Below are 22997 nucleotides of genomic sequence, written 5' to 3'. Positions count from 1 at the left end.
TTTGCTATCATCGGCTTCACGATCAGAATCATTGACCCGGACAGGGCAAGGACACACACGATGAAATTTTCGCTGCTGAAGAAGTTGCTGGTTGCCGGCGTGATCGGCACGTCGTTCGCCGCGGCGACCGCCCACGCGGCCGACCTCCTCGACCAGGTCAAGCAACGCGGCACGCTGCGCGTCGGCCTCGAGGGCACGTTCCCGCCGTTCAACTCGAAGAGCCCGCAAGGCGAGCTCGTCGGCTTCGACGTCGATATCGCGAAAGCCGTCGCCGCGAAGCTCGGCGTGAAGGCCGAGTTCGTGACGACCGAATGGAGCGGCATCATCGCGGGCCTGCAGGCCGGCAAGTTCGACGTGATCGCCAACCAGGTCGGCATTACCGACAAGCGCAAGGAAACGCTCGACTTCTCGCCGGCGTACACGTATTCGTCCGCGCAGCTGATCCAGCGCAAGGACGACACGCGCCAGTTCAAGTCGCTGGAAGACCTGAAGGGCAAGAAGCTCGGCGTCGCGCTCGGCACGAACTACATGGACATGGCGAAATCGGTGCCGGGCATCGACGTGAAGACGTACCCGGGCGCGCCCGAGTACCTGCGCGATCTCGCGGCCGGCCGCCTCGACGCGGCGCTCAACGACCGCCTGATGCTCGCGTACCTGACGAAGAATTCGCAACTGCCGCTGCGCCCGGGCGCGAACGTCGGTTCGGCGAACCCGTCGGGCATCCCGTTCAAGAAGGGCAACCCGAAGTTCCAGAAGGCGATCGACGACGCGATGGCGCAACTCGAGGCCGACGGCACGTTCACGAAGATCTCCGACAAGTGGTTCGGCATCGACGTGACGAAACCGATCAAGTAAGCACGCCTGCATTTCCCGCCTGACGGCGGGCCGGAAAGGGCGGCATCCGCAACGATGCCGCCCTTTGTTTTATCGGCCCGGTTTATGATTGCGCTTTCGCGCACGCATTCGATTCGCACTCCATGTCGACAACGTCCCTGCTCGTCCAATCGCTGCCGGTGCTCGCCCAGGGCGCCGTCCTGACCGTCAAGTTCGCCGTGCTGTCGATGGTGTTCGGCCTGCTTGGCGCCGTCGTGCTCGCGATGATGGGCATCCGGCAGAGCGAAGCGCTCGACGGCTTCGAACGCATCTGGGTCAACGCGCTCGCGTGGCTGGCACGCGCGTACGTGAGCCTGATGCGCGGCACGCCGCTGCTCGTGCAGATCTTCGTCATCTATTACGGGCTGCCGAGCCTCGGCATCTCGCTCGATCCGACGCCGGCCGGCGTCATCGCGCTGTCCGCGAACGTCGCGGCCTACATGTCGGAAAGCATGCGCGGCGCGATCAACGGGATCGCGCGCGGCCAGTGGCTCGCCGCGTACAGCCTCGGGCTGTCGTGGGGGCAGACGCTGCGCTACGTGATCGGCCCGCAGGCGCTGCGCATCGCGGTGCCGAGCCTGTCGAACAGCCTGATCAGCCTGATCAAGGACACGTCGCTCGTGTCCGTGATCACCGTGACCGAACTGCTGCGCAGCGCGCAGGAAGTGATCGCGGCGACCTATCAGCCGCTGCCGCTCTATCTCGCCGCCGCGGCCGTGTACTGGGTCCTGTGCCAGATCCTCGAATGGGTGCAGCGCTGGTACGAAAAGCGCCTGTCGCTGCCGTCGCGGCACTGAGCCGCGCCGTTGCGCCGGGCCGCGCTCGCGGTCCCGGCGCCCGCCTTCCCGCCTGTTCCGTCTATTCGCCCGAATAACGCACGCCGAGCACGGCGCGCGCCGCATCGGTCATCGCGATCATCTGCCGCGAATGGTCGTGCGTCATGATCGGGCTTTCGGTTTCACCCGCGCGCAGCAGGTCGCAGAAATGCGCGGTTTCGTAGTTCAGCCCGCCGCCTTCGGCCCGCGCATCGAGTTCGACGGTACGCCCGTCCGCATAGCGGATCGTCGCCCGCTCGGGGTTCCACCACTTCTCGTGAATCGTCACGTGGCCGCCCGCCGCGGCGATCAGCGCATCGCCGCGCCCCATCACGTCGAGGCCGCAAAAGAGCTGCGCGATCCCGCCGTTCGCATGCACGCTGTTCAGGCTCGCGAACAGGTCGACACCCGTCAAACCGACGCGGCCGAGCGTCTGCACGTCGTGCGCGGCGCCGAGCCAGTCGACGGCAAGAAACGCCTCGTAGATGCCGATGTCGAGCAACGCGCCGCCCGCATGATCGAGCCGATAGACGGAATGGTCCTCCGGCACCGACGACGATGCGCAACCCGCCCGCACGAGCCGGATCTCGCCGATCGGATCGTCACGCAGGTGCGCACGCAACTGACGGTACAGCGGGAAGAATGGCGGCTTCATCGCCTCCATGAAGAGCAGCCCGGCATCGCGCGCCGCGTGCAGCACCGTCTCGAGTTGCGCGGCGTTCAGCGCCGCGGGTTTCTCGCACAGCACGGCCTTGCCTGCAGTCAGCGCGGCCAGCGTGTACTGCGCGTGACTGTCATGAAGCGTCGCGATGTAGACCGCGTCGATATCGCTCGCGAGGAGCGCGTCGAGGCTCGCGGCAGGCGTGCCGCCGTATGTCTCGCAGAAAGCGGCCGCTGCGTCGGCGCGGCGGGCCCAGGCGCCGGCGAGCGTGGCGCCCGGCACGTGGGCGAGGCTTTGCGCGAAGCGGCGCGCAATGCTGCCTGCACCGACGATGCCGAAGCGCACCGGGCGATGGTCGTTGTCGTTCATCCTGATCTTCCGTGTCGGTCGTATGACGGTAGCCGGCACGCTGCCGGCCGGCCGTCATGATAAACGGCCCGGCGGCACACGGATGAGCGACACGTGCCGCGTCAGGCACGCACCGGCACGTCGACCGAGAAATCGCGCGAAATCTCGTCCGCGCTGAAATCGATCAGCGCGAGCGACGCCGCTTCGGCTTCGCGCGGGTCGCGTCGCTCGATCGCATCGACGACCCGCGCGTGCGCCTTCACCGCGATGTCGTGCGCGCCTTCCTTCTGCACGACGCGCGGATTCACGAGACGCACTGCTCCGCGCACGATCGCCGCCATCTGCTGGAAGAACTGGTTGCCGCTCGCCTGGACGATCCGCGTATGCAGCAACTCGTCTGCCGTGTCGTAGCCGGGGTCGCCCGGCTGCAGCACCTTGAACGCATCGAACGCTTCGCGAATGCCCGCAATGTCGGCCGCCGTCGCGCGCACCGCCGCCTGCGCGGTCGCGCGTGGTTCGATCAGCATCCGGAATTCGATGACGTCGCGCATGAACTGCGGATCGGGCTTTGCCCGAAATCGCCAGCTCACGACGTCTTCGTCGATCATCCGCCAGTCGCGCATCGGCCGCACGCGCGTCCCGACTTTCGGACGCACGTCGAGCATGTCGCGCGCAAGCAACATCGACAACGCTTCCCGCATCACCGTGCGGCTCACATCGAACTCTTTCGACAGCACGTCCTGTGGCGGCAAGATGCCGCCGTACTTGTCTTCGACGATACCCGCGACAAGCCCATCCATCACTTTGGCGACCAGTGACCGGTCTTTGCCCTGCTCCATGACACCTCCCCGTGCGTCGATTTGCGAACACCTGCTCCGCAGTTCCGCCGGCCCTGGTTACTACTCTGTTCTTATGATCTATAAGTTGATGAGTTCGACGATATTTCGCTATCTGGTAAACACCTGACAGGGTTATCCCTCTTTTGAACGAGGTGATTTATACGGCTAAAAAAAAGGCCCGGGAAGCGCGCCGCGCCTGCCGGACCCCGGTTTCCACAAGATTTAACCATCCAATCCATGACGGCCGATACCGCGCCGTTACGGACTGCTTCTCATTCAGTTTTAGCCAGCCGGATAAACGATCGTTTCAACGCCGTTTTCCGTGCCGAGCAAGCACAGATTCGCGCCGCGTTCGGCGAACAGACCAACCGTCACGACGCCCGGCCATGCGTTCACCTGCGCTTCGAAACCGCGCGGATCGGCGATCTGCAGGCCCTTCACGTCGATGATCTCGTTGCCGTTGTCGGTGATGTAGGGCGCGCCGTCCTTCGTCACGCGCAGCACGGGCACGCCGCCGAGCGCGGTCACGCGCCGGCCGATCGCCGTGCGCGCCATCGGCACGACCTCGATCGGCAGCGGGAACGCGCCGAGCACCGGCACGCGCTTGCTGGCGTCCGCGATGCAGACGAACGTGTCGGCCACCGACGCGACGATTTTCTCGCGCGTCAGCGCCCCGCCGCCGCCCTTGATCATCGCGCCGCCCGCGTCGATCTCGTCGGCGCCGTCGACGTATACCTGCAGCGACTCGATCTCGTTCAGGTCGAACACCTTGATGCCGTGCGATTTCAGGCGTTCGGTCGTGGCAATCGAGCTCGACACGGCGCCGCGATAGCGCGATTTGACGGCGGCGAGCGCGTCGATGAAGCAGTTGGCGGTCGAGCCGGTGCCGACACCGATCACGGCGCCTTCCGGCACGTTCTGGATCACGTAATCGGCGGCGGCCTGGCCGACGAGGCGTTTGAGTTCGTCTTGAGTCATGGCGTGGTAATGCTGCGGGATTGCGGAAAACCGCCAGTTTACCGGAGTCGGCGGACGTCCCCGCGTTTTTCGGCGTGCGCCGCGCCGCGTATTCAGGGTGTGTCCGCCGGCGCGGGATCGGCCGCTTGCGTGCCGGGGAAGTACTTGTCGAGCAGCGCCTGCGCGATCGCATCGCTTTCCGCGTCCGGATTGCCCGCGTAGTCGGACGGCCGGAAATGCATCTGGAACGCCGCGAACACGCGCCGCGTACGCGTGTCGAGCACGCCGTCGGTCGGCACGTCGTAGCCGTAGCGCGCGAGCTTGAGCTGCAGTTCGCGCACGTCGACCGGCGCGTGCGGGTCGCGGCCCGCGAGCCGCGCGGCGACGGTCGCGTCGTCCGGCCATGCGCCGACGCCGGCTTGCGCGAGCGCATGCCAAGGAAACAGCGGGCCGGGATCGATCTTGCGTTGAGGCGCGATATCGCTGTGCCCGACCACGCGCGTCGGCGGAATCCCGTAGCGCGCGACGATGTCCTTCGACAGGCGGGTCAGCGCGTCGACCTGTTCGGGCGGATATGGCTGCCAGGTGCGATGCTGCGGATCGAGCGGGCCGCGGTTCACGTTCTCGATGCCGATCGATACCGCGTTCAGTTCGGTCGTGCCCTGCCACTCGCTGACGCCCGCGTGCCACGCGCGCCGCGCTTCCGGAACGAGCTGGTAGACGACGGGCATCCCGCGTTCGGCGCGCGGCTGCGGCGGGATGACGTAATGCACGCTGACCGAGTCGCCCGTCAGCGTGCGCAGCGATTTCGTCTCGTCGCTTTCGGTGTAATGCATGACGAGAAAGCGGATCCGCGAATCGGCGCCGCGCGCGTGCAGGCTCGTGTCGGCGTAGTAGGTACCACGTTCGACGAGCGACGGCGACGTGCAGGCCGCCAGCAGGCCGAACACGGCGCAGCAGGCGCCAATACGAAACAGGGTCATCGGTCGCGGGTTCCGGAGAGCCGCGTGCCGCCTTGCGTCGGGGCACGCGTCGTTCGGGTCATTCGACGCCCGCGCATCGCGCGCGGGACGGGCGGGTCGGCCCCGGGTCAGCCCCGGGGTTCAGCCCTTCACGCGCCGCTGACGCACGGCTTCGTACAGGCAGACACCGCTGGCGACCGACACGTTCAGGCTTTCCACGCTGCCGGCCATCGGGATGCTCATCACTTCGTCGCAGGTATCGCGCGTGAGCCGGCGCATGCCTTCGCCTTCCGCGCCCATCACGAGCGCGACCGGGCCGTCGAGCTTCGTTTCGTAGAGCGTCGCCGGCGCCTCGTCCGACGTGCCAATGATCCATACGCCCGCTTCCTTCAGCTCGCGCAGCGCGCGGGCGAGGTTCGTCACCGTGATGTACGGCACCGTGTCGGCCGCGCCGCTCGCCACCTTGGCCGCGGTCGCGTTCAGGCCGACCGCGCGGTCACGCGGTGCGATCACCGCATGCGCGCCGGCCGAATCGGCGACCCGCAGGCATGCGCCGAGGTTGTGCGGATCGGTGACGCCGTCGAGCACGAGCAGCAGCGCGGGCCCGTTGATGCCGTCGAGCAGCTCGGACAGGTTCTGCGCAAGCGGCATGTCCTCGACGCGCGCGACGACGCCCTGATGACGCTCGGTATGCGCGAGGCCCCACAGGCGCGTTTCGTCGGCTGCGATCAGCCGCACGCCCGCTTCCTTCGCGGCGTGCAGGAAGTCCTGCATGCGGCGGTCGCGGCGCGTCTGGTCGTACAGCACCTCCGCCACCGTCGATGCATCGTGCCGCAAGCGTGCGGTCACCGCATGAAAACCGTAAAGAACCTTCAGACGTGACATGACTGGAACAACCTTCGATCAAACGTGCGGCCGCGCGACGTGCGCAGCCGCGATCCATGGAAAAGGAAAGCGCCGCGTGGCCGGCCGATGACCGGTGACGCGGCGTCTCTCGATACTGCAGGGCGTGCGCGTACGCCGCCCCGAACACTCAATACTTCTTGCGGGCGCGAGCCTTCTTCGCAGTCGGCTTCGCGGGTGCGCCACCGCCGGCACCGCCGCTCTTCTTCTTTGCGGCGCCACGCGCGGCGCGCGCTTCCTGCACCGCGACGCTCGGCGCGCTCGCGGCCTTCTTGCGACGCGGCACGGTCTCCTCCACCGGCGGCAGCGCACGCACGCGCGGGCCATTGCCATTGCCGTTGCGATCGATGCCGGCAGCCGGCGCGGGCGACGGACGCGGCGCCTTCACCGGCGTATCGCGCACGAGGCGGAAATCGATCTTGCGCGCATCGAGATCGACGCGGCTCACCTGCACGCGCACGCGATCCGACAGGCGATAGCGGATGCCCGTGCGTTCCCCGCGCAGCTCGTTCTTGATCTCGTCGTACTGGAAGTAGTCCGAGCCGAGTTCCGTCACGTGCACGAGCCCTTCGATGAACAGCGTGTCGAGCTGCACGAAGATGCCGAACGACGTCACGCCGTTCACCATCCCGCCATACTCCTCGCCGAGCTTGTCGCGCATGAAGTAGCACTTGAGCCACGCTTCGACGTCGCGCGACGCCTCGTCCGCACGGCGCTCGTTCGCCGAGCAGTGCAAGCCGAGCTCTTCCCAGATCGCCGTGTTCGAGCGCGAGCGGTTGCGCGCTTCGTCGTCGGCCTGCTGCATCGCGCGAGCGCGCGGCGACAGCGCGGTGTTCAGCTCGAAGCCTTCCGGCGCCTTCGGCGTGTACTTCTTGCCCGACAGGATCGCGTAGATCGCACGGTGCGTGAGCAGGTCCGGATAGCGGCGGATCGGGCTCGTGAAATGCGCGTACGCCTCGTACGCGAGGCCGAAGTGACCGATGTTGTCCGGGCTGTAGACGGCCTGCTGCATCGAGCGCAGCAGCATCGGCTGCAGCATCTGCGCGTCCGGCCGGTCGCGGATCTGCGCCATCAGCGCCGCGTAGTCGCTCGCATGCGGCTTGTCGCCGCCGCCGAGCGACAGGCCCATGCCGCGCAGGAATGCGCGCAGGTTCTCGAGCTTCTCCGGCGTCGGCCCCGCGTGCACGCGGTACAGGCCCGGATGCTTGTTGCGCTTCAGGAAATCGGCCGCGCAGACGTTCGCGGCCAGCATGCATTCCTCGATCAGCTTGTGCGCGTCGTTGCGCTGGCGCGGGACGATCTGCTCGATCTTGCCCTGCGAGTTGCAGACGATGTAGGTCTCGGTCGTGTCGAAGTCGATCGCACCGCGCTTTTGACGGGCGGCGAACAGCGACTTGTAGACGCCGTACAGATCCTGCAGGTGCGGCAGCAGATCGGCGCGGCGCGCGGCCTCCGGCCCCTTCGTGTTCGACAGCACGGCCGCGACTTCGGTGTACGTGAGGCGCGCCGCCGAATGGATCACGGCCGGGTAGAACTGGTAGGCCTTGATCTCGCCGCGCGCGGTGATCACCATGTCGCACGCGAGCACGCAGCGATCGACCTGCGGATTCAGCGAACAGAGGCCGTTCGACAGCTTCTCCGGCAGCATCGGAATCACGCGGCGCGGGAAGTAGACCGACGTGCTGCGCTCGAGCGCGTCGGCATCGAGCCCGCTACCCGGCTGCACGTAGTGCGATACATCGGCGATCGCGACGATCAACCGGAAGCCGTCGCCGCGGCCGACCTTGACCGGCTCGCAGTAGACGGCATCGTCGAAGTCGCGGGCGTCCTCGCCGTCGATCGTCACGAGCGGCACGTCGCGCAGGTCGACGCGGAAACGCAGGTCGGCCGGGCGCACCTTGTCGGGCAGCGCCACGGCTTCGTCGAGCGCCGGCTGGCTGAATTCATGCGGCACGCCGTACTTGCGCACCGCGATTTCGATTTCCATGCCCGGATCGTCGATATCGCCGAGCACTTCGACGACACGGCCGAGCGGCTGCGAATGACGGCTCGGGAAATCGGTCAGTTCGACGACGACGACCTGCCCGACCTTCGCCTTCTTCACGTTCTGGGTGATCAGGATGTCGTGGCCGATGCGCTTGTCTTCCGGCGCGACGATCAGCGCACCGTTCTCGTTCAGCAGGCGGCCGATCACGCGCTTGTTCGCGCGTTCCGTGACTTCGACGACGTGCCCTTCCGGGCGGCCGCGGCGATCGTAGCCCACGATCCGCGCGAGCACGCGGTCGTTGTGCATCACTTTCTGCATTTCGCCGTTCGGCAAGAACAGGTCGTCCTGGCCGTCGTCGCGGATCACGAACCCGTAGCCGTCGCGATGCCCCTGCACGCGCCCGGCGACGAAATTCGACGGATGGGTCAACTGGTAGTGGCCACGCTTGTCGAGGCGGATCTGGCCGTCGCGCTCCATCGCGGCGACACGCCGGAAGAACCCCTCGCGCTCCTGACGCTTGATCGACAGGGCTTCTGCGATGTCGTTGGCGGCCAGCGGCGCGTCGCTCGTACGCAGCACGCCGAGAATCTCTTCACGGCTCGGAATGGGGTACGGATATTTGCTCAAGGGTTTGTCGATGATTGTTCTCGTTGCGTTGACTGATGGTGCACGGCATCAACATAGAGGTGTCCGTCAGACAGTTCTATATTGACGGCGGCGGGTCATTCTATCACCCGCCTGTGTCGCCAAAAGGCGGGAATGCCGCCAGCACGCGCGGCGACGGCCTGTTTGCGGCGCATCGCAAAAAAGTGTTGACAGGGATAATTGGGGCGCTATAATTTCGCTTCTTTGCAGCAAGCAGCTACTGCAAAACGTGCCCAGGTGGCGGAATTGGTAGACGCACTAGGTTCAGGTCCTAGCGGTGGCAACATCGTGGAGGTTCGAGTCCTCTCCTGGGCACCACTTGATTTATAAAAAAGGTCGGCTTTTGCCGGCCTTTTTTCATTTCGGCGCTTGCATCGCGAGTGCCCGTCCTCGGCCCTTATGTCGGCCGCTCCGATCGATAGCAGAATTTATCGGTTATCAATCGCGCTCCCCGTTGTTACGTTAGCCGCCTCGCTTTCAACGCATCCAACGAGGAGCTTCCTTCATGACGTCGATGAACCGCCGCGCATTCGCGCGCGCGATGCTGGCCGCCGGCCTCGCTGCCGCCGGTGTCCGCGCGCACGCCGACAACGCGCCGGCCACGCTGCGCATCGGTTACCAGAAGTCGTCGACACTGATCACGCTGCTCAAGACGCGCGGCACGCTCGAGCAGGCGCTGACGCCGCTCGGCCTGCGCGTGTCATGGCATGAATTCGCGAGCGGATTGCCGCTGACCGAAGCGCTCAACGTCGGCGCCGTCGACTTCAGCGCGGACGTGGCCGATACGGTGCCGGTCTTCGCGCAGGCCGCGCATGCGCGTTTCGTGTACGTCGCGCAGGAGGCACCTTCGCCGAAGGCGCAGGCGATCGTCGTCAAGCAGGACAGCGCGCTGCGCACGCTCGCCGATCTCAACGGCCGGCGTATCGCGGTCACGAAGGCGGCCGGCAGCCACTACCTGCTGCTTGCCGCGCTCGCCCGCGCGAAGCTCGCGCCCGCCGACGTGGCGATCCATTACCTGACACCCGCGGACGGCCGCGCCGCGTTCGAGCGCGGCAGCGTCGACGCATGGATCACGTGGGATCCGTATGTCGCGTCGGTCGACCGGAATCCCGACGTACGGATTCTGGCCGACGGCGACGGACTCGCGTCGTACCAACGCTACTACCTCGCGTCGAGCAGCTTCGCCGCCGCGCGCCCCGATGTCATCCAGATCCTGTTCGACCAACTGTCGCACGCCGGCGCGTGGCTGCGCGACCATCCGCAGGAGGCCGCGAACACGCTCGCGCCGATCTGGGGGCTCGATGCCGCGACGATTGCACGTGCGAATGCGCGACGCAGCTATCTCGTCCGCGCGGTGGTCACGCAAAACTTCAGTGAACAGCAGAAGATCGCCGACACGTTCCTCGCGGCCGGGCTGCTGCCCGCCCGCGTCGATACGAGCCAGGCGCAGCGCTGGAATTTCACGACGAAGCGCGCGGAACCGGTCGGCGCGTGACGGTCGGCGGCGCAAGGCGCGCAATATTTTTGCCGCTCCGGATGAAATTGTGTTGACAGACTTCGCCGGCACGCTACAATAGCGGTCTTCGCACTGCAGTAAGCGAAACGTGCCCAGGTGGCGGAATTGGTAGACGCACTAGGTTCAGGTCCTAGCGGTGGCAACATCGTGGAGGTTCGAGTCCTCTCCTGGGCACCACTTGATTTATAAAAAGGTCGGCTTTTGCCGGCCTTTTTTCATTTCCGGTGCACAAATCGATATGCGCGCTCGCGTCGACGCATTTACCCCGTCGACATCACACCGCACATCGATAAGGCGCTTCCGCCGTCACAGGCCCATGCACTCGCCGGTTCGGCAATCATGCCGCCCAGATTAATATTTTCGTCCGCCCCTCAAATTCTGTTGACAGATTCTCCGGGCACGCTAGAATAGCGGTCTTCGCACTGCAGCAAGCGAAACGTGCCCAGGTGGCGGAATTGGTAGACGCACTAGGTTCAGGTCCTAGCGGTGGCAACATCGTGGAGGTTCGAGTCCTCTCCTGGGCACCACTTGATTTATAAAAAGGTCGGCTTTTGCCGGCCTTTTTTCATTTCCGGCCCCGGAATCGGACATGCTCCGGAATTTCCGTATCGCATATCTATCCCCTCTCATCGCCCTGCCCCGCAGTGCTTCGATCGGTTCAGCACCTTCATTCCTTCACTTCACTCCGCTCCGCACGAATCTCCCGTCGGAGAAAAACCGGGATTTCCCTAGGCTGACAGGCCGCCGCTCACGCGGTTAAATAAATCAACGTGATTTATTTAATGCGCCGCCGAACGGCGCACCATGGAAGGAGACGCCATGAGAAGCCCGCACTTCGGCCAGGGAAGCAATTCGGCCAACGTGCGCCGTTACAACGAGCGCCTGCTGCTGAAGACGCTGCGCCGCGCCGGCAGCGCGTCGAAGGCCGACCTCGCCCGTCTCGCGAACATGACGGGTACAGCGGTCGGCAGCATCATCGGGTCGCTCGCCGACGCGAAGCTGATCGAATTCGCGGGCCGCACCGAAGGCCAGCGCGGGCAGCCCGCATCGCTGATCCGCGTCGATCCGCGCGGTGCGTTCGGCATCGGCGTCCATCTCGACCGGATGCGCATCGAGACGGCGCTCGTCAACTTCGCGGGCGACGTGCTCGGCCGCCGCTCGCATGACACGCTGCTTCCCCCGCCCGCCGACGTGCTCGAGATCGTGCGTCACGACATCGACGCGATGCAGGCCCTCCTCCCCGACCATGAACGCGCGCGCCTGACCGGCGTCGGCGTCGCGCAGCCGTACAACCTCGGCGCGTGGATGCGCGAGCTCGGCCTCGCGCCCGACACGTTTCGCGCGTGGGAAGACGTCGATTTCGCCGCCGACCTCGGCCGCACGTTGTCGCTGCCCGTATTCGGCGAGAACGACGGCAACGCGGCCGCGATCGCCGAACTGTTCTACGGATACGGCCGGCAGTGCGACGACTTCGTCTACCTGTTCATCGGGCCGGCGATCGGCGGCGGCATCGCGATCGACGGCGACTGCCTGCGCGGCGTGACCGGCAATGCCGGCGACATCGCGGTGATTCCGGTGCCGCCGAGCCGGCTGGCCTCCGCGCCGCCGCCGCGCGGCCCGTGGGACATCCTGCTCGCACGCGCCTCTCTGCATGCGCTCGTGCGCCACCTGCGCCATCACGGCGAGACGGTCGAGAACCGTGCCGATCTCGAAGCCTGCATCGCCCGCGGCCTGCCGGCCGTCGACGAATGGATCGACGACTGCGTCGACGCGCTCGCACCGGCGTTGCGCGCGGTGCTGTGCGTGATCGACGCGCCGGTGGTCGTGCTCGATGCCGACACCGACGCAGGCCTGCTCGACGCGGTCACGACCCGCCTGCGCGCGGCGCTCGTGGCCACCGCGCCCGAGGCCCGCGGCACGCCCGTGCTCGTGCGCGGCACGTTCGGCGCCGACGCAGGCGCGATCGGCGCCGCCACGCTGCCGATGTTTTTCAACTTCTCCCCGCGGGCCGGCATCCTCAAGGGCGCCCGCACCGATTCGCAGGAGGTCCACCATGTCGCGTTCTGAGTCGCCCCGCCCGCTGCTCGAGATGCGCGGGATCAGCAAGACGTTCCCGGCCGTACGCGCGCTCGACAACGTCAGCCTGACCGTCTATCCGGGCGAAATCCATTCGCTGATGGGCGAGAACGGCGCGGGCAAATCGACGCTGATGAAGATCCTGTCGGGCGCCTACCGCGCCGACGCCGGCGGCGAGATCCTGATCGACGGTCAACGCATCGAGATCGACGGTCCGCTCGCCGCACGCGATGCCGGCGTCGCGGTGATCTACCAGGAGCTGTGCCTGTCGCCGAACCTGACCGTCGCGGAAAACATCTACGTCGGCCGCGAACTGCGCCGCGGCAACCGGCGCTGGGGCACGATCGACCGCGCGGCGATGGCGCGCGGCTGCCAGGACGTGCTCGCGCGCCTGGGCGCCCCGTTCGGGCCCGACACGCTCGTCGACACACTGTCGATCGCCGAACAGCAGCTCGTCGAAATCGCACGCGCCGTGCACACCCGCGCCCGCATCCTCGTGATGGACGAGCCGACCACGCCGCTGTCGTCGCGCGAAACCGAACACCTGTTCCGCCTGATCCGCCAGTTGCGCGAGGAAGGCCTCGCGATCATCTACATCAGCCACCGGATGGCGGAGATCTACGAGCTGTCCGACCGCGTGTCGGTGCTGCGCGACGGCGCGTACGTCGGCACGCTGGAGCGCGCCGCGCTGTCGGCCGAGCGGCTCGTCGCGATGATGGTCGGCCGCGACATCTCCGGTTTCTACAAGAAGGAACACGCGCCGTACGACCCCGGCCACCTGCTGCTGTCGGTCCGCGACATCGCCGACGGCGCGCGCGTGCGCGGCTGCAGCCTCGACCTGCATGCCGGCGAAGTGCTCGGCATCGCGGGGCTCGTCGGCGCGGGCCGCACCGAGCTCGCACGGCTGATCTTCGGGGCCGAACCACGCGTGCGCGGCGACGTGAAGCTGGGCGAGCGCACGTTCGGCGCGCACTCGCCGCGCGACGCGATCGACGCGGGCCTCGTCTACCTGACCGAAGACCGCAAGCGCCAGGGCCTGTTCCTCGACATGAGCGTGCGCGACAACATCAACATCTCGGTGTGCAACCGCGATGCGCGGCTCGGCGCGCTCGACCTCGCGCGCGGCGCCGAACGGGCGCGCGACGCCATCGCGTCACTGTCGATCCGGGTGCCGCACGCGAACGTCAACGTCGGCGCGCTGTCCGGCGGCAACCAGCAGAAGGTACTGCTGTCGCGCCTGCTCGAGACGAAGCCGCGCGTGCTGATTCTCGACGAACCGACGCGCGGCGTCGACATCGGCGCGAAATCCGAGATCTACCGGATCATCAACGAACTGGCCCGTGCCGGCGTGGGTGTGATCGTGATCTCGAGCGAACTGCCGGAAATCATCGGCGTCGCCGACCGCGTGCTCGTGATGCGCGAAGGCGAGATCGCAGGCGAACTCGGCGGCCACACGCATACGCCGATCACGCAGGAAGCGATCATCGCGCTCGCCACCGGCTCGCAGGCCGAACTGGCCGACGCGCACTGAGCGCCGCCCCTTTTCATTTCACTCTCACTTTCAGGCTACCGAAATGATCAACCCGACCAAGCAGCGGAACCTCGCTTCCGCGACCGCCCACCCGGTCGCCAACCGTACGCCCCTGATGCGCGGCGCCGATCATCGCGCCCGCATGCAATCGCTGATCCGCACGGCCGGCATGCTGCCGGTGCTGCTGGTCCTGTGCGTCGGCTTCGGCTTCCTGACCGACGGCTTCTTCACGCTGCAGAACCTGTCGATCGTCACGCAGCAGGCATCGATCAACATCGTGCTCGCCGCCGGCATGACGTTCGTGATCCTGACGGGCGGCATCGACCTGTCGGTCGGTTCGGTGCTCGCCGCCGCGGCCGTCGCGGCGCTCATCGCATCGACCATTCCCGGCTGGGGCTGGCTCGGCGTGCCGTTCGCGCTCATCGTCGGCCTCGTGTTCGGCGCGATCAACGGCGGGCTGATCTCGTTCCTGCGCCTGCCGCCGTTCATCGTCACGCTCGGCGCGATGACGGCCGTGCGCGGCGTCGCGCGCCTGATCGGCAACGACACGACCGTGTTCAACCCGCAACTGCCGTTCGCGTTCATCGGCAACGGCTCGATCCTCGGTGTGCCGTGGCTCGTCGTGATCGCGTGCGCGGTGATCGCGATCTCGTGGTTCATCCTGCGCCGCACGGTGCTCGGGATGCGGATCTATTCGGTCGGCGGCAACCCGGAAGCCGCGCGTCTGTCGGGCATCAACGTACGGGCGATCCAGATGTTCGTGTATGCGGCGTCGGGCCTGCTCGCCGGCCTCGGCGCGGTGATGTCGGCCGCGCGCCTGTATGCGGCCAACGGCCTGCAGCTCGGCCAGTCGTACGAGCTCGACGCGATCGCTGCGGTGATCCTCGGCGGCACGAGCTTCGTCGGCGGCGTCGGCTCGATCGTCGGCACGCTGATCGGCGCGCTGATCATCGCGGTACTGACCAACGGCCTCGTGCTGCTCGGCGTGTCCGATATCTGGCAATACATCATCAAGGGGCTGGTGATCATCGGCGCGGTCGCGCTCGACCGCTATCGCCAGCGCGACTCGGCCCGTACCTGACTCCCTTCCCTCATCGTTCAACCATCGGCGCGCAGGCAGGTCCTCCTGCGCGCGTTCACCAACAGACCTCACGGAGACACAACGACATGTTCAAGCACACCGCCGCCCTGACCGCCGTCGCCTGCGCACTCGCCTTCGGCGCTGCCGCCGCCCATGCAGCCGACAAGCCGCTGAAATCGATCGGCGTCACGGTCGGCTCGCTCGGCAACCCGTATTTCGTCACGATCGTGAAAGGCGCCGAAGCGCGCGCGAAGCAGCTCAACCCGAATGCGAAAGTCACGGCCGTCTCGGCCGACTACGACCTGAACAAGCAGTTCACGCAGATCGACAACTTCATCTCCGCGCACGTCGACATGATCCTGCTCAACGCGACCGACCCGAAGGCGATCGAGCCGGCGGTGAAGAAGGCGCAGGCGGCCGGCATCACGGTCGTCGCGGTGGACGTCGCGGCGGCCGGCGCGAACGCGACCGTGCAGACCAACAACGTGAAGGCCGGCGAACTCGCGTGCGACTACCTCGCGAAGAAGCTGAACGGCAAGGGCAACGTGATCATCGAGAACGGCCCGCAGGTGTCGGCCGTGATCGATCGCGTGAACGGCTGCAAGGCCGTGCTCGCGAAAAACGCGGGCATCAAGCTGCTGTCGAGCGACCAGGACGGCAAGGGCTCCCGCGAAGGCGGGATGAACGCGATGCAGGGCTACCTGACGCGCTTTCCGAAGCTCGACGGCGTGTTCACGATCAACGACCCGCAGGCGATCGGCAGCGATCTCGCGGCGAAACAGCTGAACCGCCCGAACATCGTGATCACGTCGGTCGACGGCGCGCCCGACATCGAGGTCGCACTCAAGTCGAACACGCTCGTGCAAGCGTCGTCGAGCCAGGACCCGTGGGCGATGGCGCAGCAGGCCGTCAACGTCGGCTACGGGATCATGAACGGCCAGAAGCCGGCCAATCCGATGATCCTGATCGAGCCGACGCTGATCACGCGCGACAACGTGAAGACCTACAAGGGCTGGAGCTCCCCGCGCTGATCGCGCCGATCACACCGATCGCCCGCGAGGCCGGGCAGTGCCGGGCCGCGTCGCCGCACGCGACGCCCCGCACCGCCCGGCTGTTCAGATTCAGATCAACCGCTGTACGGCCGCGCGCGATGCCGCGGCACAAGGTTTCCACATGACGACGACGTTTCCCCGCCTGATCGTGTTCGGCGAAGCGCTGACCGATTTCATCCGCGACGACGCGCAGCACTGGCACAGCGTCGCCGGCGGCTCGTGCTGGAACGTCGCGCGCGTCGGCGCGCGACTCGGCGTGCCGACGGCCTTCGCCGGCACGGTCAGCCGCGACACCTTCGGCGACGAGCTGATGCGCAAGAGCGCCGACGCGGGGCTCGACATGCGTTTCATCCGGCAAGTCGACCGCGCACCGCTGCTCGCGATGGTCGTCTCGAAGCAGCCGCCCCACTATTTCTTCATCGGCGAAAACAGCGCCGATCTCGCGTTCGATCCGGCCGATTTGCCGGTCGGCGCGTTCGACGCGGCCGACATCGTGCACGTCGGCTCGCTCGGCGTCGTGCGCGAGCCGCTCGCATCGCGCCTGATCGAACTCGCGCAGGCCGCACGGGCGGCCGGCAAGCGGATCTCGTTCGATCCGAACTTCCGTGCGCCGATGGCCGCGCCGTCGTATCGCGACACGCTGCGCCGGCTGACCGCGCTCGCCGACTGGATCAAGGTATCCGACGAGGATCTGCGCGGGCTGTTTCCCGAGCTCGACGAAGCGGCCGCGCTCGCGCAGTTGCGCGCATGGGCGCCCGACGCGACGATGCTCGTCACGCGCGGCGCGGCCGGCATGCAGCTGCTGCATCGCGATACCGAGCTGTTCCAGCCGGCGTTCCCGGCCGAGGTGGCTGACACGGTTGGCTGCGGCGATGCGAGCATCGGCGGCTGGCTCGCGAGCCAGCTCGCCCGCCCCGAGGCATCGGCCGCCGAGCATCTGCGCTACGCGGGCGCGTGCGCGGCCGTCGCTTGTGAACATGCAGGCGCCTATGCGCCGACGGCTGCGGAAGTAGCCGACATGATCGAACGCACCACCGCCAACGCCGCGCTTTCGCAATAGACGGCGCCGACGCGCCGCGCCGTTACGCGACGCCCGCGCCGTCGCCGCCGTCCGGCGGTTTGCCGGCCTGCAGCAGTTGCAGACTCTCGTCGACGCTGAGCTCCGACATCGCGTCGTCGTGCAGCGTGTCGTCCGCCGCGCGGCGCAGCGCATGCAGCGCGTGCGTCTTGAGCCGGACGAGCACGAGCCGCAGCCCGCGCGCCGCGCATTCGGCCGCGAACGTGCGCAACGATTCGATCGTCGTGCCGTCGACGTCCGGCGTTTCCTCGAGACTCACCATCACGGTATGCGTGTCCGGCGCGGCCTTCATCAGCGCCCGCACGCGATTGAGCATCCGGTCCGCATTCGCGAAGAACAGCTGCGCCTCGGGCCGCACGATCAGCACGCCGGGCACCGGTTTCGCATCGACGTGACTCGCGACGTCGACGAAATCGTGGCTGTCGCGCAGTCGGCCGAGCACGCTGACGTTCGGCTCGGACAGCTTGCGCAGCGTCAGCAGCAGGCTCACGCCGATCGCCGCGAGCAGGCCATGCAGCACGCCGAGCACGAGCACCGCGAGCAGCGCCGCGATCACGACGAGCCGGTCGCGATGCCAGACCCAGTACGGCCGGAACACGGACGGATGCAGCGAATGGCTGACCGCGAAGATCACGATCGCCGCGAGCACAGGCTCGGGCGTACGCGCGAGTTGCGGCAGCAGCAGCCAGACGATCAGCGCGACCACGCCGGCCGCCCACATCCCCGCCAAACGCGACTGCGCACCGGCCGCCTCGTTCGCCGACGTCGCCGAATAGCCGGCGCCGACCGGCATCCCGTGCAGCAGCCCCGACACGAGGTTCGCGCAGCCGAGCGCGACGAGGTCGCGGTTCGGCGACACGGTATCGCCGTGCTTCAGCGCGAAGTTGCGGATCGATCCGTACGACTCCGCATACAGGATCAGCATCAGCGCAAATGCGAGCTCGACTGTCTGCATCCACGCATTGCGGTCGAGATGCGGCAAGCCGAATTCGAGGTGCCGGAAGTCGATATGGCCGACGATCGCGATGCCGTACCGCTGCCAGTCGATCGCGTAACCCGCCGCGATCGACAGCACGATCACGACGAGCGTCGCGGGCACGCGCGCGCCGCGGCCGAGCACGAACAGCAGCGCGAGTGCCGTTGCACCGACCACGACGCTCGCGAGATTCGCGTGCGGCGCACCGGCGAGCAGGTCGAGCGCGACGTGCGGCGCATCGCTGTGCTGTACGGCAATCGCGAGAATCTTCGGCAACTGCTTGATGACGATCGTCAGCGCAAGACCGAACGTGAAGCCGCGCAGCACGGGCCGTGCGACGAAATCCGACATGCCGCCGAGCCGCGCGACACCGGCCAGGATGAACAGCACGCCGGTCATCGCGACGAGCGCCGCCGCGAGCGCGAGCTGCGCGGCCAGCGCCATCCCCGATTCGGCGAGCACGGTCGCCGCGAGCACCGCGGCCGACGACGATGTGGACGACACGATCGCGAAGCGGCTGCTGCCCGTCAGCGCATAGACGACGAGCCCCGACAGCAGCGCGATCAGGCCGGCCTGCGGCGGCAGGTTGGCGAGCCCCGCATACGCGACCGCCTCGGGAATCAGCAGGCCGGCAATCGACAGGCCGGCCAGCGCATCGAGGCCGACGCGCCGCGGACGCGGCGCGGGCGGCGTGTCGAGCGCGACGAAATGGTCCGGATGCTGCGGGCCGGCGTCGGGGCGAATCGGAGCGGTCGTCATGAGACGGCGGAGCCGTGCGCCGGTCAGGGCTTGACGGCAATCAACCCCGACCAGCCGGGCAGATAGCGCGCATCCTGCTCGTGCGCGCGCTGCAGCGCGACATCGAGCGCCTTCGCGAAGTTCTTGCGGATCTGGTCGAGCGACACGTGCTGGCGCAGATAGTCGGCCCACAGGAATTCGCTGAACGGCGTCGCGTCCTTCGCGTAGCCGCCCGCCGTGCGCAGTTCGCCGGCGAGGCTGCGGTACGGATCGTCCTCGAGCCCCGTCAGCACCTTCGGCAAATGCGAATAGTCGCGCCGCGAGCCGTCCGGGCCGAACGGATGCACCCACTGGTTGTGTTCCATCATCCGCCAGAAGATCGTGTCGTCGAGCCACGACAGATCCTTCAGCAGCATCGCGTTCACGCGCGCCTCGCCCTCCTCGATCAGCGCGAGGCCGAGATGGTGATGATCGGTGATGTAGTGGAGCCCGTCCGGGCCGAGCACGGCGGGGAACCAGTGCGATTCGATCGCGGCCTTGCGGGCGCGCTTGTTCAGCGCCTTCCAGTGCTTGCGCTTCGCCTTGACTTCGCGGTAGCCCACCGTCATCTGGGTCGGACGCAGCGCGTCGAGCCTGACGGGAATGAGATGAACGTCGTTGCCGAGTGCCATGGTCGTACCCCATGTTGCAAAATTCCGGCAACGATACTCCTGATCACGGGCGCCGTTAATCCGTCATGACCGCGATACGCGTCCGGTTGACGATCTCCGACACCTGGCCTGCACCACGCCGCGCTACGCGCGCAAATCGTCGCGTTCGAGACGATATCGAATGTAAGGAATGCCGTCGTGCACGATGCTCACGCGCCGCATGCCGAGCTTGCGCGCCACGTTCAGCGAGCCGCTGTTGGCCTCCGCGATATCGGCGATCACGCGCGGCAGGCGCACGGTGTCGAACGCGTGCCGCACGACGGCCGCCGCGGCTTCGCTCGCGATGCCGCGCCCCCATGTCGCACGCACGAGCCGCCAGCCGATCTCGACGTCGCGCGACCCGTCCTTGTAGTCGGGAATCAGCAGCATCCAGCCGATGAACACGTCGGGCACGGCCTTCTCGAAGATCGACCAGTAGCCGAGGCCCGGCGGATAGTCGCACGTGATCCGGTGCGTGACGAAGCGGCGATGCTCGACGGGGTCGTGCCACGGGCCCGCGATGTGGCGCGTGACCTCGGGATCGCGATCCATCTCGATGCACGCATCGAGATCGGCTAGCACGCGCGGACGCAGCCACAGCCTCGCGGTTTCGAGCACGGGCAACGTGTCGACGGAACGGTCATTCATCCGGACTCCTGAGTCGGTGACGATGCGCATCGAGCGCATTACAGAACGGATACAAAAAGCCTTCCGGAATGATACAGAGACCTGTCGCACACCTGGCGCAGCTCCGTTTCCATTTCCGAAACAGTCCATTTCGTAGGGATTATTCCTGATTCGCGCTTATCGCGCCCCACCTCGCGCAGCGCGGAAGCCTACACTCGATCAGTGCCCCCGCGCCGCGCGCGAGCCGGGCCGGCATCCGCATGCCTATCGCGAGCGCGCAAGCCAACGAGGAGACCCGGACATGAGCTGGACCCGCGAGCAACGCAACGTCACGATCGCCGCCTACCTGGGCTGGACGCTCGATGCGTTCGATTTTTTCCTGATGGTTTTCGTGCTGAAGGACATCGCCGCGGAATTCGCGTCGACGATCCCCGCCGTCGCGTTCGCGCTCACGCTGACGCTCGCGATGCGCCCGCTCGGCGCGCTGATCTTCGGCCGGCTCGCCGACCGCTTCGGCCGCCGCCCGACGCTGATGGTCAACATCGCCTGCTATTCGCTGCTCGAACTCGCGTCGGGTTTCGCGCCGAGCCTGACCGCCCTGCTCGTGCTGCGCGCGCTGTTCGGCATCGCGATGGGCGGCGAATGGGGCGTCGGCTCCGCGCTGACGATGGAAACCGTGCCGACCCATGCGCGCGGCTTCGTGTCGGGGCTGCTGCAGGCCGGCTACCCGAGCGGCTATCTGCTCGCGTCCGTCGTGTTCGGCCTGTTCTACCAGACCATCGGCTGGCGCGGGATGTTCATGGTAGGCGTGCTGCCCGCGCTGCTCGTGCTGTACGTGCGCGCACACGTGCCCGAATCGCCGGCATGGAAACAGATGGAGAAGCGAGCGCGCCCGAGCCTCGGCGCCACGCTGAAGCAAAACTGGAAACTCACGATCTACGCGATCGTGCTGATGACCGCGTTCAACTTCTTCTCGCACGGCACGCAGGATCTCTATCCGACCTTCCTGCGCGAACAGCATCACTTCGATCCGCATACCGTGTCGTGGATCACGATCGTGCTGAACATCGGCGCGATCGTCGGCGGCCTGTCGTTCGGCACGATCTCGGAGCGGATCGGCCGGCGCCGCGCGATCTTCATCGCCGCGCTGATCGCGCTGCCCGTGCTGCCGCTGTGGGCGTTCTCGAGCGGCCCGGTTGCACTCGCCGCCGGCGCGTTCCTGATGCAGATCTCGGTACAGGGCGCGTGGGGCGTGATACCGGTTCACCTGAACGAGATCTCGCCCGACGAGATCCGCGCGACCTTCCCCGGCGTCGTCTACCAGCTCGGCAACCTGCTCGCGTCGGGCAACGCGACGATGCAGGCGTCGCTGGCCGTGTCGAACCACGACAATTACGGCTTCGCGCTCGCTCTCGTGGCCGGTATCGTCGCCGTCGCGATCGCCGTGCTGATCCTGTTCAGCCGCGAACGGCGCGGCATCGACATGACGCAATCGGTCAATACGCGTAGCACCGTCGGGTGAACCCGCGCGTTGCGGCACCGCATCATCGCGCGCGCCCCGCCCCGCCGTGAGCGGGTGTCGCGCTTTCCGCACCCGCACATCGAACTAGAGGAATTGATCCAGATTCCGCGCTTGCCCGGTCCGGCCACGATTTTTTATCTTAATAAAAACGACTGTTTGAATCAGATAATCAAATCACCTGTTCGCGGCCGGGAAACCGGCATGGGAGGCGGAACATGGCAGTAAGTCAGGAGGGGCGGCCATCTGCGGGACGGCCGTCCGGGGCGCGGTCATCCGGCACACGGCAGACCGGGGGACGAAGGCGCGCATTCTCGATGCGGCCGAGGATCTGTTCATCGAGCATGGCTTCGAAGCGATGTCGATGCGGCAGATCACGTCGCGCGCGACGGTCAATCTCGCCGCGGTCAACTACCACTTCGGCAGCAAGGAAGCGCTGATCCACGCGATGCTGTCGCGCCGGCTCGACCAGCTGAACCAGGAACGCCTCGGCATCCTCGACCGCTTCGATGCGCAGCTCGGCACGCACATCACCTGCGAGCACGTGCTCGGCGCGATGTTCATTCCGGCGCTGAAGGCCTCGCGCGATCCCGAACGCGGCGGGCCCGGCTTCCTGCGGCTGATCGGCCGCGCGTACACCGACCCCTCTCCGTTCGTGCGCAACTTCCTGACCGCGCACTATGCGAGCGTCGCGGGCCGCTTCTTCGATGCCTTCCAGCGCGCGCTGCCGCACCTGCCGCGCACCGAGCTCGGCTGGCGGCTGCATTTCGCGATCGGCGCGCTGTCCGGCGCGCTCGCGGGCGCCGAAACGGAAAGCCTGATCGACGAATTCTCGCAAGGCCGCACGATGAACGACGTGCAGATGATCGCGCGGCTGTCGTCGCTGATCGTCGCCGCGCTGAAGGCGCCGATGCCCGACACGGCGCAACTGTCGATCTTCGCGGCGGTGCTCGACGACGCGGGCGCCAGCGAAGCGTTTGGGCTGCCGCAGTCGGGCGCGACGACCGCCGAGACGGCCACGCTGCATTCCACGAACTGAGCGCGCGAGGCCACGCGCGGCTTCCCGTTCACGATTTGATTGATACGCGCGGTCAGGCGCGGCGTCGAGACGCCCGCGCCGGCCG

18 protein-coding genes, 3 tRNA genes and 1 pseudogene are annotated in these 22997 nt (G+C 67.0%); 13 read left to right on the top strand and 9 right to left on the bottom strand.

Annotation, left to right across the window (positions count from 1 at the left end):
- The first annotated feature begins 60 nt into the window (after positions 1 to 60).
- The gene (locus SY91_RS10505; protein WP_006476115.1) at positions 61 to 855 is read left to right on the top strand and encodes a cystine ABC transporter substrate-binding protein; all 795 of its coding nucleotides are present in this window, start codon (positions 61 to 63) and stop codon (positions 853 to 855) included.
- A gap of 122 nt (positions 856 to 977) precedes the next feature.
- Complete coding sequence (locus SY91_RS10500; RefSeq protein ID WP_012328406.1) at positions 978 to 1670, top strand: amino acid ABC transporter permease; 693 nt, start codon at positions 978 to 980, stop codon at positions 1668 to 1670.
- Positions 1671 to 1731: 61 nt separating this feature from the next.
- Here the strand turns inward: SY91_RS10500 and SY91_RS10495 are convergent, their stop codons facing one another.
- The 6 genes from SY91_RS10495 to rnr all read right to left on the bottom strand — a co-directional run bounded on the left by SY91_RS10495 (position 1732) and on the right by rnr (position 8972).
- Complete coding sequence (locus SY91_RS10495) at positions 1732 to 2718, bottom strand: Gfo/Idh/MocA family protein (RefSeq protein ID WP_023474770.1); 987 nt, start codon at positions 2716 to 2718, stop codon at positions 1732 to 1734.
- Positions 2719 to 2819: 101 nt separating this feature from the next.
- On the bottom strand, positions 2820 to 3536 hold the full coding sequence (locus SY91_RS10490) for a FadR/GntR family transcriptional regulator (RefSeq protein WP_006476118.1): 717 nt from the start codon (positions 3534 to 3536) through the stop codon (positions 2820 to 2822).
- Between the two features lie 282 nt (positions 3537 to 3818).
- Positions 3819 to 4514: a ribose-5-phosphate isomerase RpiA gene (rpiA, locus tag SY91_RS10485; protein ID WP_006476119.1), complete on the bottom strand. Its 696-nt coding sequence runs from the start codon at positions 4512 to 4514 to the stop codon at positions 3819 to 3821.
- A gap of 92 nt (positions 4515 to 4606) precedes the next feature.
- Positions 4607 to 5476, bottom strand: coding sequence for an N-acetylmuramoyl-L-alanine amidase (locus SY91_RS10480; RefSeq protein ID WP_023474771.1), 870 nt, complete (start codon positions 5474 to 5476; stop codon positions 4607 to 4609).
- Between the two features lie 120 nt (positions 5477 to 5596).
- On the bottom strand, positions 5597 to 6340 hold the full coding sequence (gene rlmB, locus SY91_RS10475) for a 23S rRNA (guanosine(2251)-2'-O)-methyltransferase RlmB (RefSeq protein WP_023474772.1): 744 nt from the start codon (positions 6338 to 6340) through the stop codon (positions 5597 to 5599).
- A gap of 148 nt (positions 6341 to 6488) precedes the next feature.
- Positions 6489 to 8972 carry a ribonuclease R gene (gene rnr, locus SY91_RS10470; protein ID WP_023474774.1) on the bottom strand — a complete coding sequence of 828 codons (2484 nt, stop codon included), beginning with the start codon at positions 8970 to 8972 and terminating at the stop codon, positions 6489 to 6491.
- Between the two features lie 249 nt (positions 8973 to 9221).
- Here rnr and SY91_RS10465 point away from each other — a divergent pair.
- From SY91_RS10465 to SY91_RS10425, 9 genes are all read left to right on the top strand, one after another.
- A tRNA-Leu gene (locus tag SY91_RS10465) sits at positions 9222 to 9308 on the top strand.
- Between the two features lie 187 nt (positions 9309 to 9495).
- Positions 9496 to 10485, top strand: coding sequence for an aliphatic sulfonate ABC transporter substrate-binding protein (locus SY91_RS10460; RefSeq protein ID WP_023474775.1), 990 nt, complete (start codon positions 9496 to 9498; stop codon positions 10483 to 10485).
- Positions 10486 to 10596: 111 nt separating this feature from the next.
- Positions 10597 to 10683: transfer RNA gene (locus SY91_RS10455), tRNA-Leu, on the top strand.
- 263 nt (positions 10684 to 10946) lie between these two features.
- Positions 10947 to 11033, top strand: a tRNA-Leu gene (locus SY91_RS10450).
- Between the two features lie 292 nt (positions 11034 to 11325).
- Positions 11326 to 12573, top strand: coding sequence for an ROK family protein (locus tag SY91_RS10445; RefSeq protein WP_012328402.1), 1248 nt, complete (start codon positions 11326 to 11328; stop codon positions 12571 to 12573).
- A complete protein-coding gene (locus tag SY91_RS10440; RefSeq protein WP_023474776.1) occupies positions 12560 to 14113 on the top strand; it encodes a sugar ABC transporter ATP-binding protein in 1554 nt (517 codons plus the stop codon). The genes SY91_RS10445 and SY91_RS10440 overlap by 14 nt, the downstream gene beginning before the upstream one ends.
- Positions 14114 to 14156: 43 nt before the next feature.
- Complete coding sequence (locus tag SY91_RS10435) at positions 14157 to 15194, top strand: ABC transporter permease subunit (protein ID WP_006476124.1); 1038 nt, start codon at positions 14157 to 14159, stop codon at positions 15192 to 15194.
- A gap of 86 nt (positions 15195 to 15280) precedes the next feature.
- Entirely contained in the window at positions 15281 to 16225 is a 945-nt protein-coding gene (locus SY91_RS10430) for an ABC transporter substrate-binding protein (protein WP_023474777.1), read from the top strand.
- A 142-nt stretch (positions 16226 to 16367) separates the two neighbouring features.
- A complete protein-coding gene (locus tag SY91_RS10425; protein WP_043886490.1) occupies positions 16368 to 17306 on the top strand; it encodes a carbohydrate kinase family protein in 939 nt (312 codons plus the stop codon).
- A gap of 22 nt (positions 17307 to 17328) precedes the next feature.
- Here SY91_RS10425 and SY91_RS10420 read toward each other — a convergent pair whose 3' ends face one another.
- From SY91_RS10420 to SY91_RS10410, 3 genes are all read right to left on the bottom strand, one after another.
- Positions 17329 to 19059, bottom strand: a complete 1731-nt coding sequence (locus SY91_RS10420; RefSeq protein WP_023474779.1) for a SulP family inorganic anion transporter — start codon at positions 19057 to 19059, stop codon at positions 17329 to 17331.
- 23 nt (positions 19060 to 19082) lie between these two features.
- Complete coding sequence (locus SY91_RS10415) at positions 19083 to 19709, bottom strand: ParB-like protein (RefSeq protein WP_023474780.1); 627 nt, start codon at positions 19707 to 19709, stop codon at positions 19083 to 19085.
- A 123-nt stretch (positions 19710 to 19832) separates the two neighbouring features.
- Complete coding sequence (locus tag SY91_RS10410) at positions 19833 to 20375, bottom strand: GNAT family N-acetyltransferase (protein WP_023474781.1); 543 nt, start codon at positions 20373 to 20375, stop codon at positions 19833 to 19835.
- A 280-nt stretch (positions 20376 to 20655) separates the two neighbouring features.
- Between SY91_RS10410 and SY91_RS10405 the strand changes: the two genes are divergently transcribed.
- Together SY91_RS10405 and SY91_RS10400 are read left to right on the top strand one after the other, a co-directional pair.
- On the top strand, positions 20656 to 21876 hold the full coding sequence (locus SY91_RS10405) for an MFS transporter (RefSeq protein WP_011545290.1): 1221 nt from the start codon (positions 20656 to 20658) through the stop codon (positions 21874 to 21876).
- 215 nt (positions 21877 to 22091) lie between these two features.
- Positions 22092 to 22912: pseudogene (locus SY91_RS10400) on the top strand (TetR/AcrR family transcriptional regulator).
- Positions 22913 to 22997: the final 85 nt, after the last annotated feature.

Source organism: Burkholderia cenocepacia (assembly GCF_014211915.1).
Classification (GTDB): Bacteria; Pseudomonadota; Gammaproteobacteria; order Burkholderiales; family Burkholderiaceae; genus Burkholderia; species Burkholderia orbicola.
The sequence above is the reverse complement of the archived record's forward strand: the minus strand, read 5'-3'. Positions and strand labels throughout refer to the sequence as shown.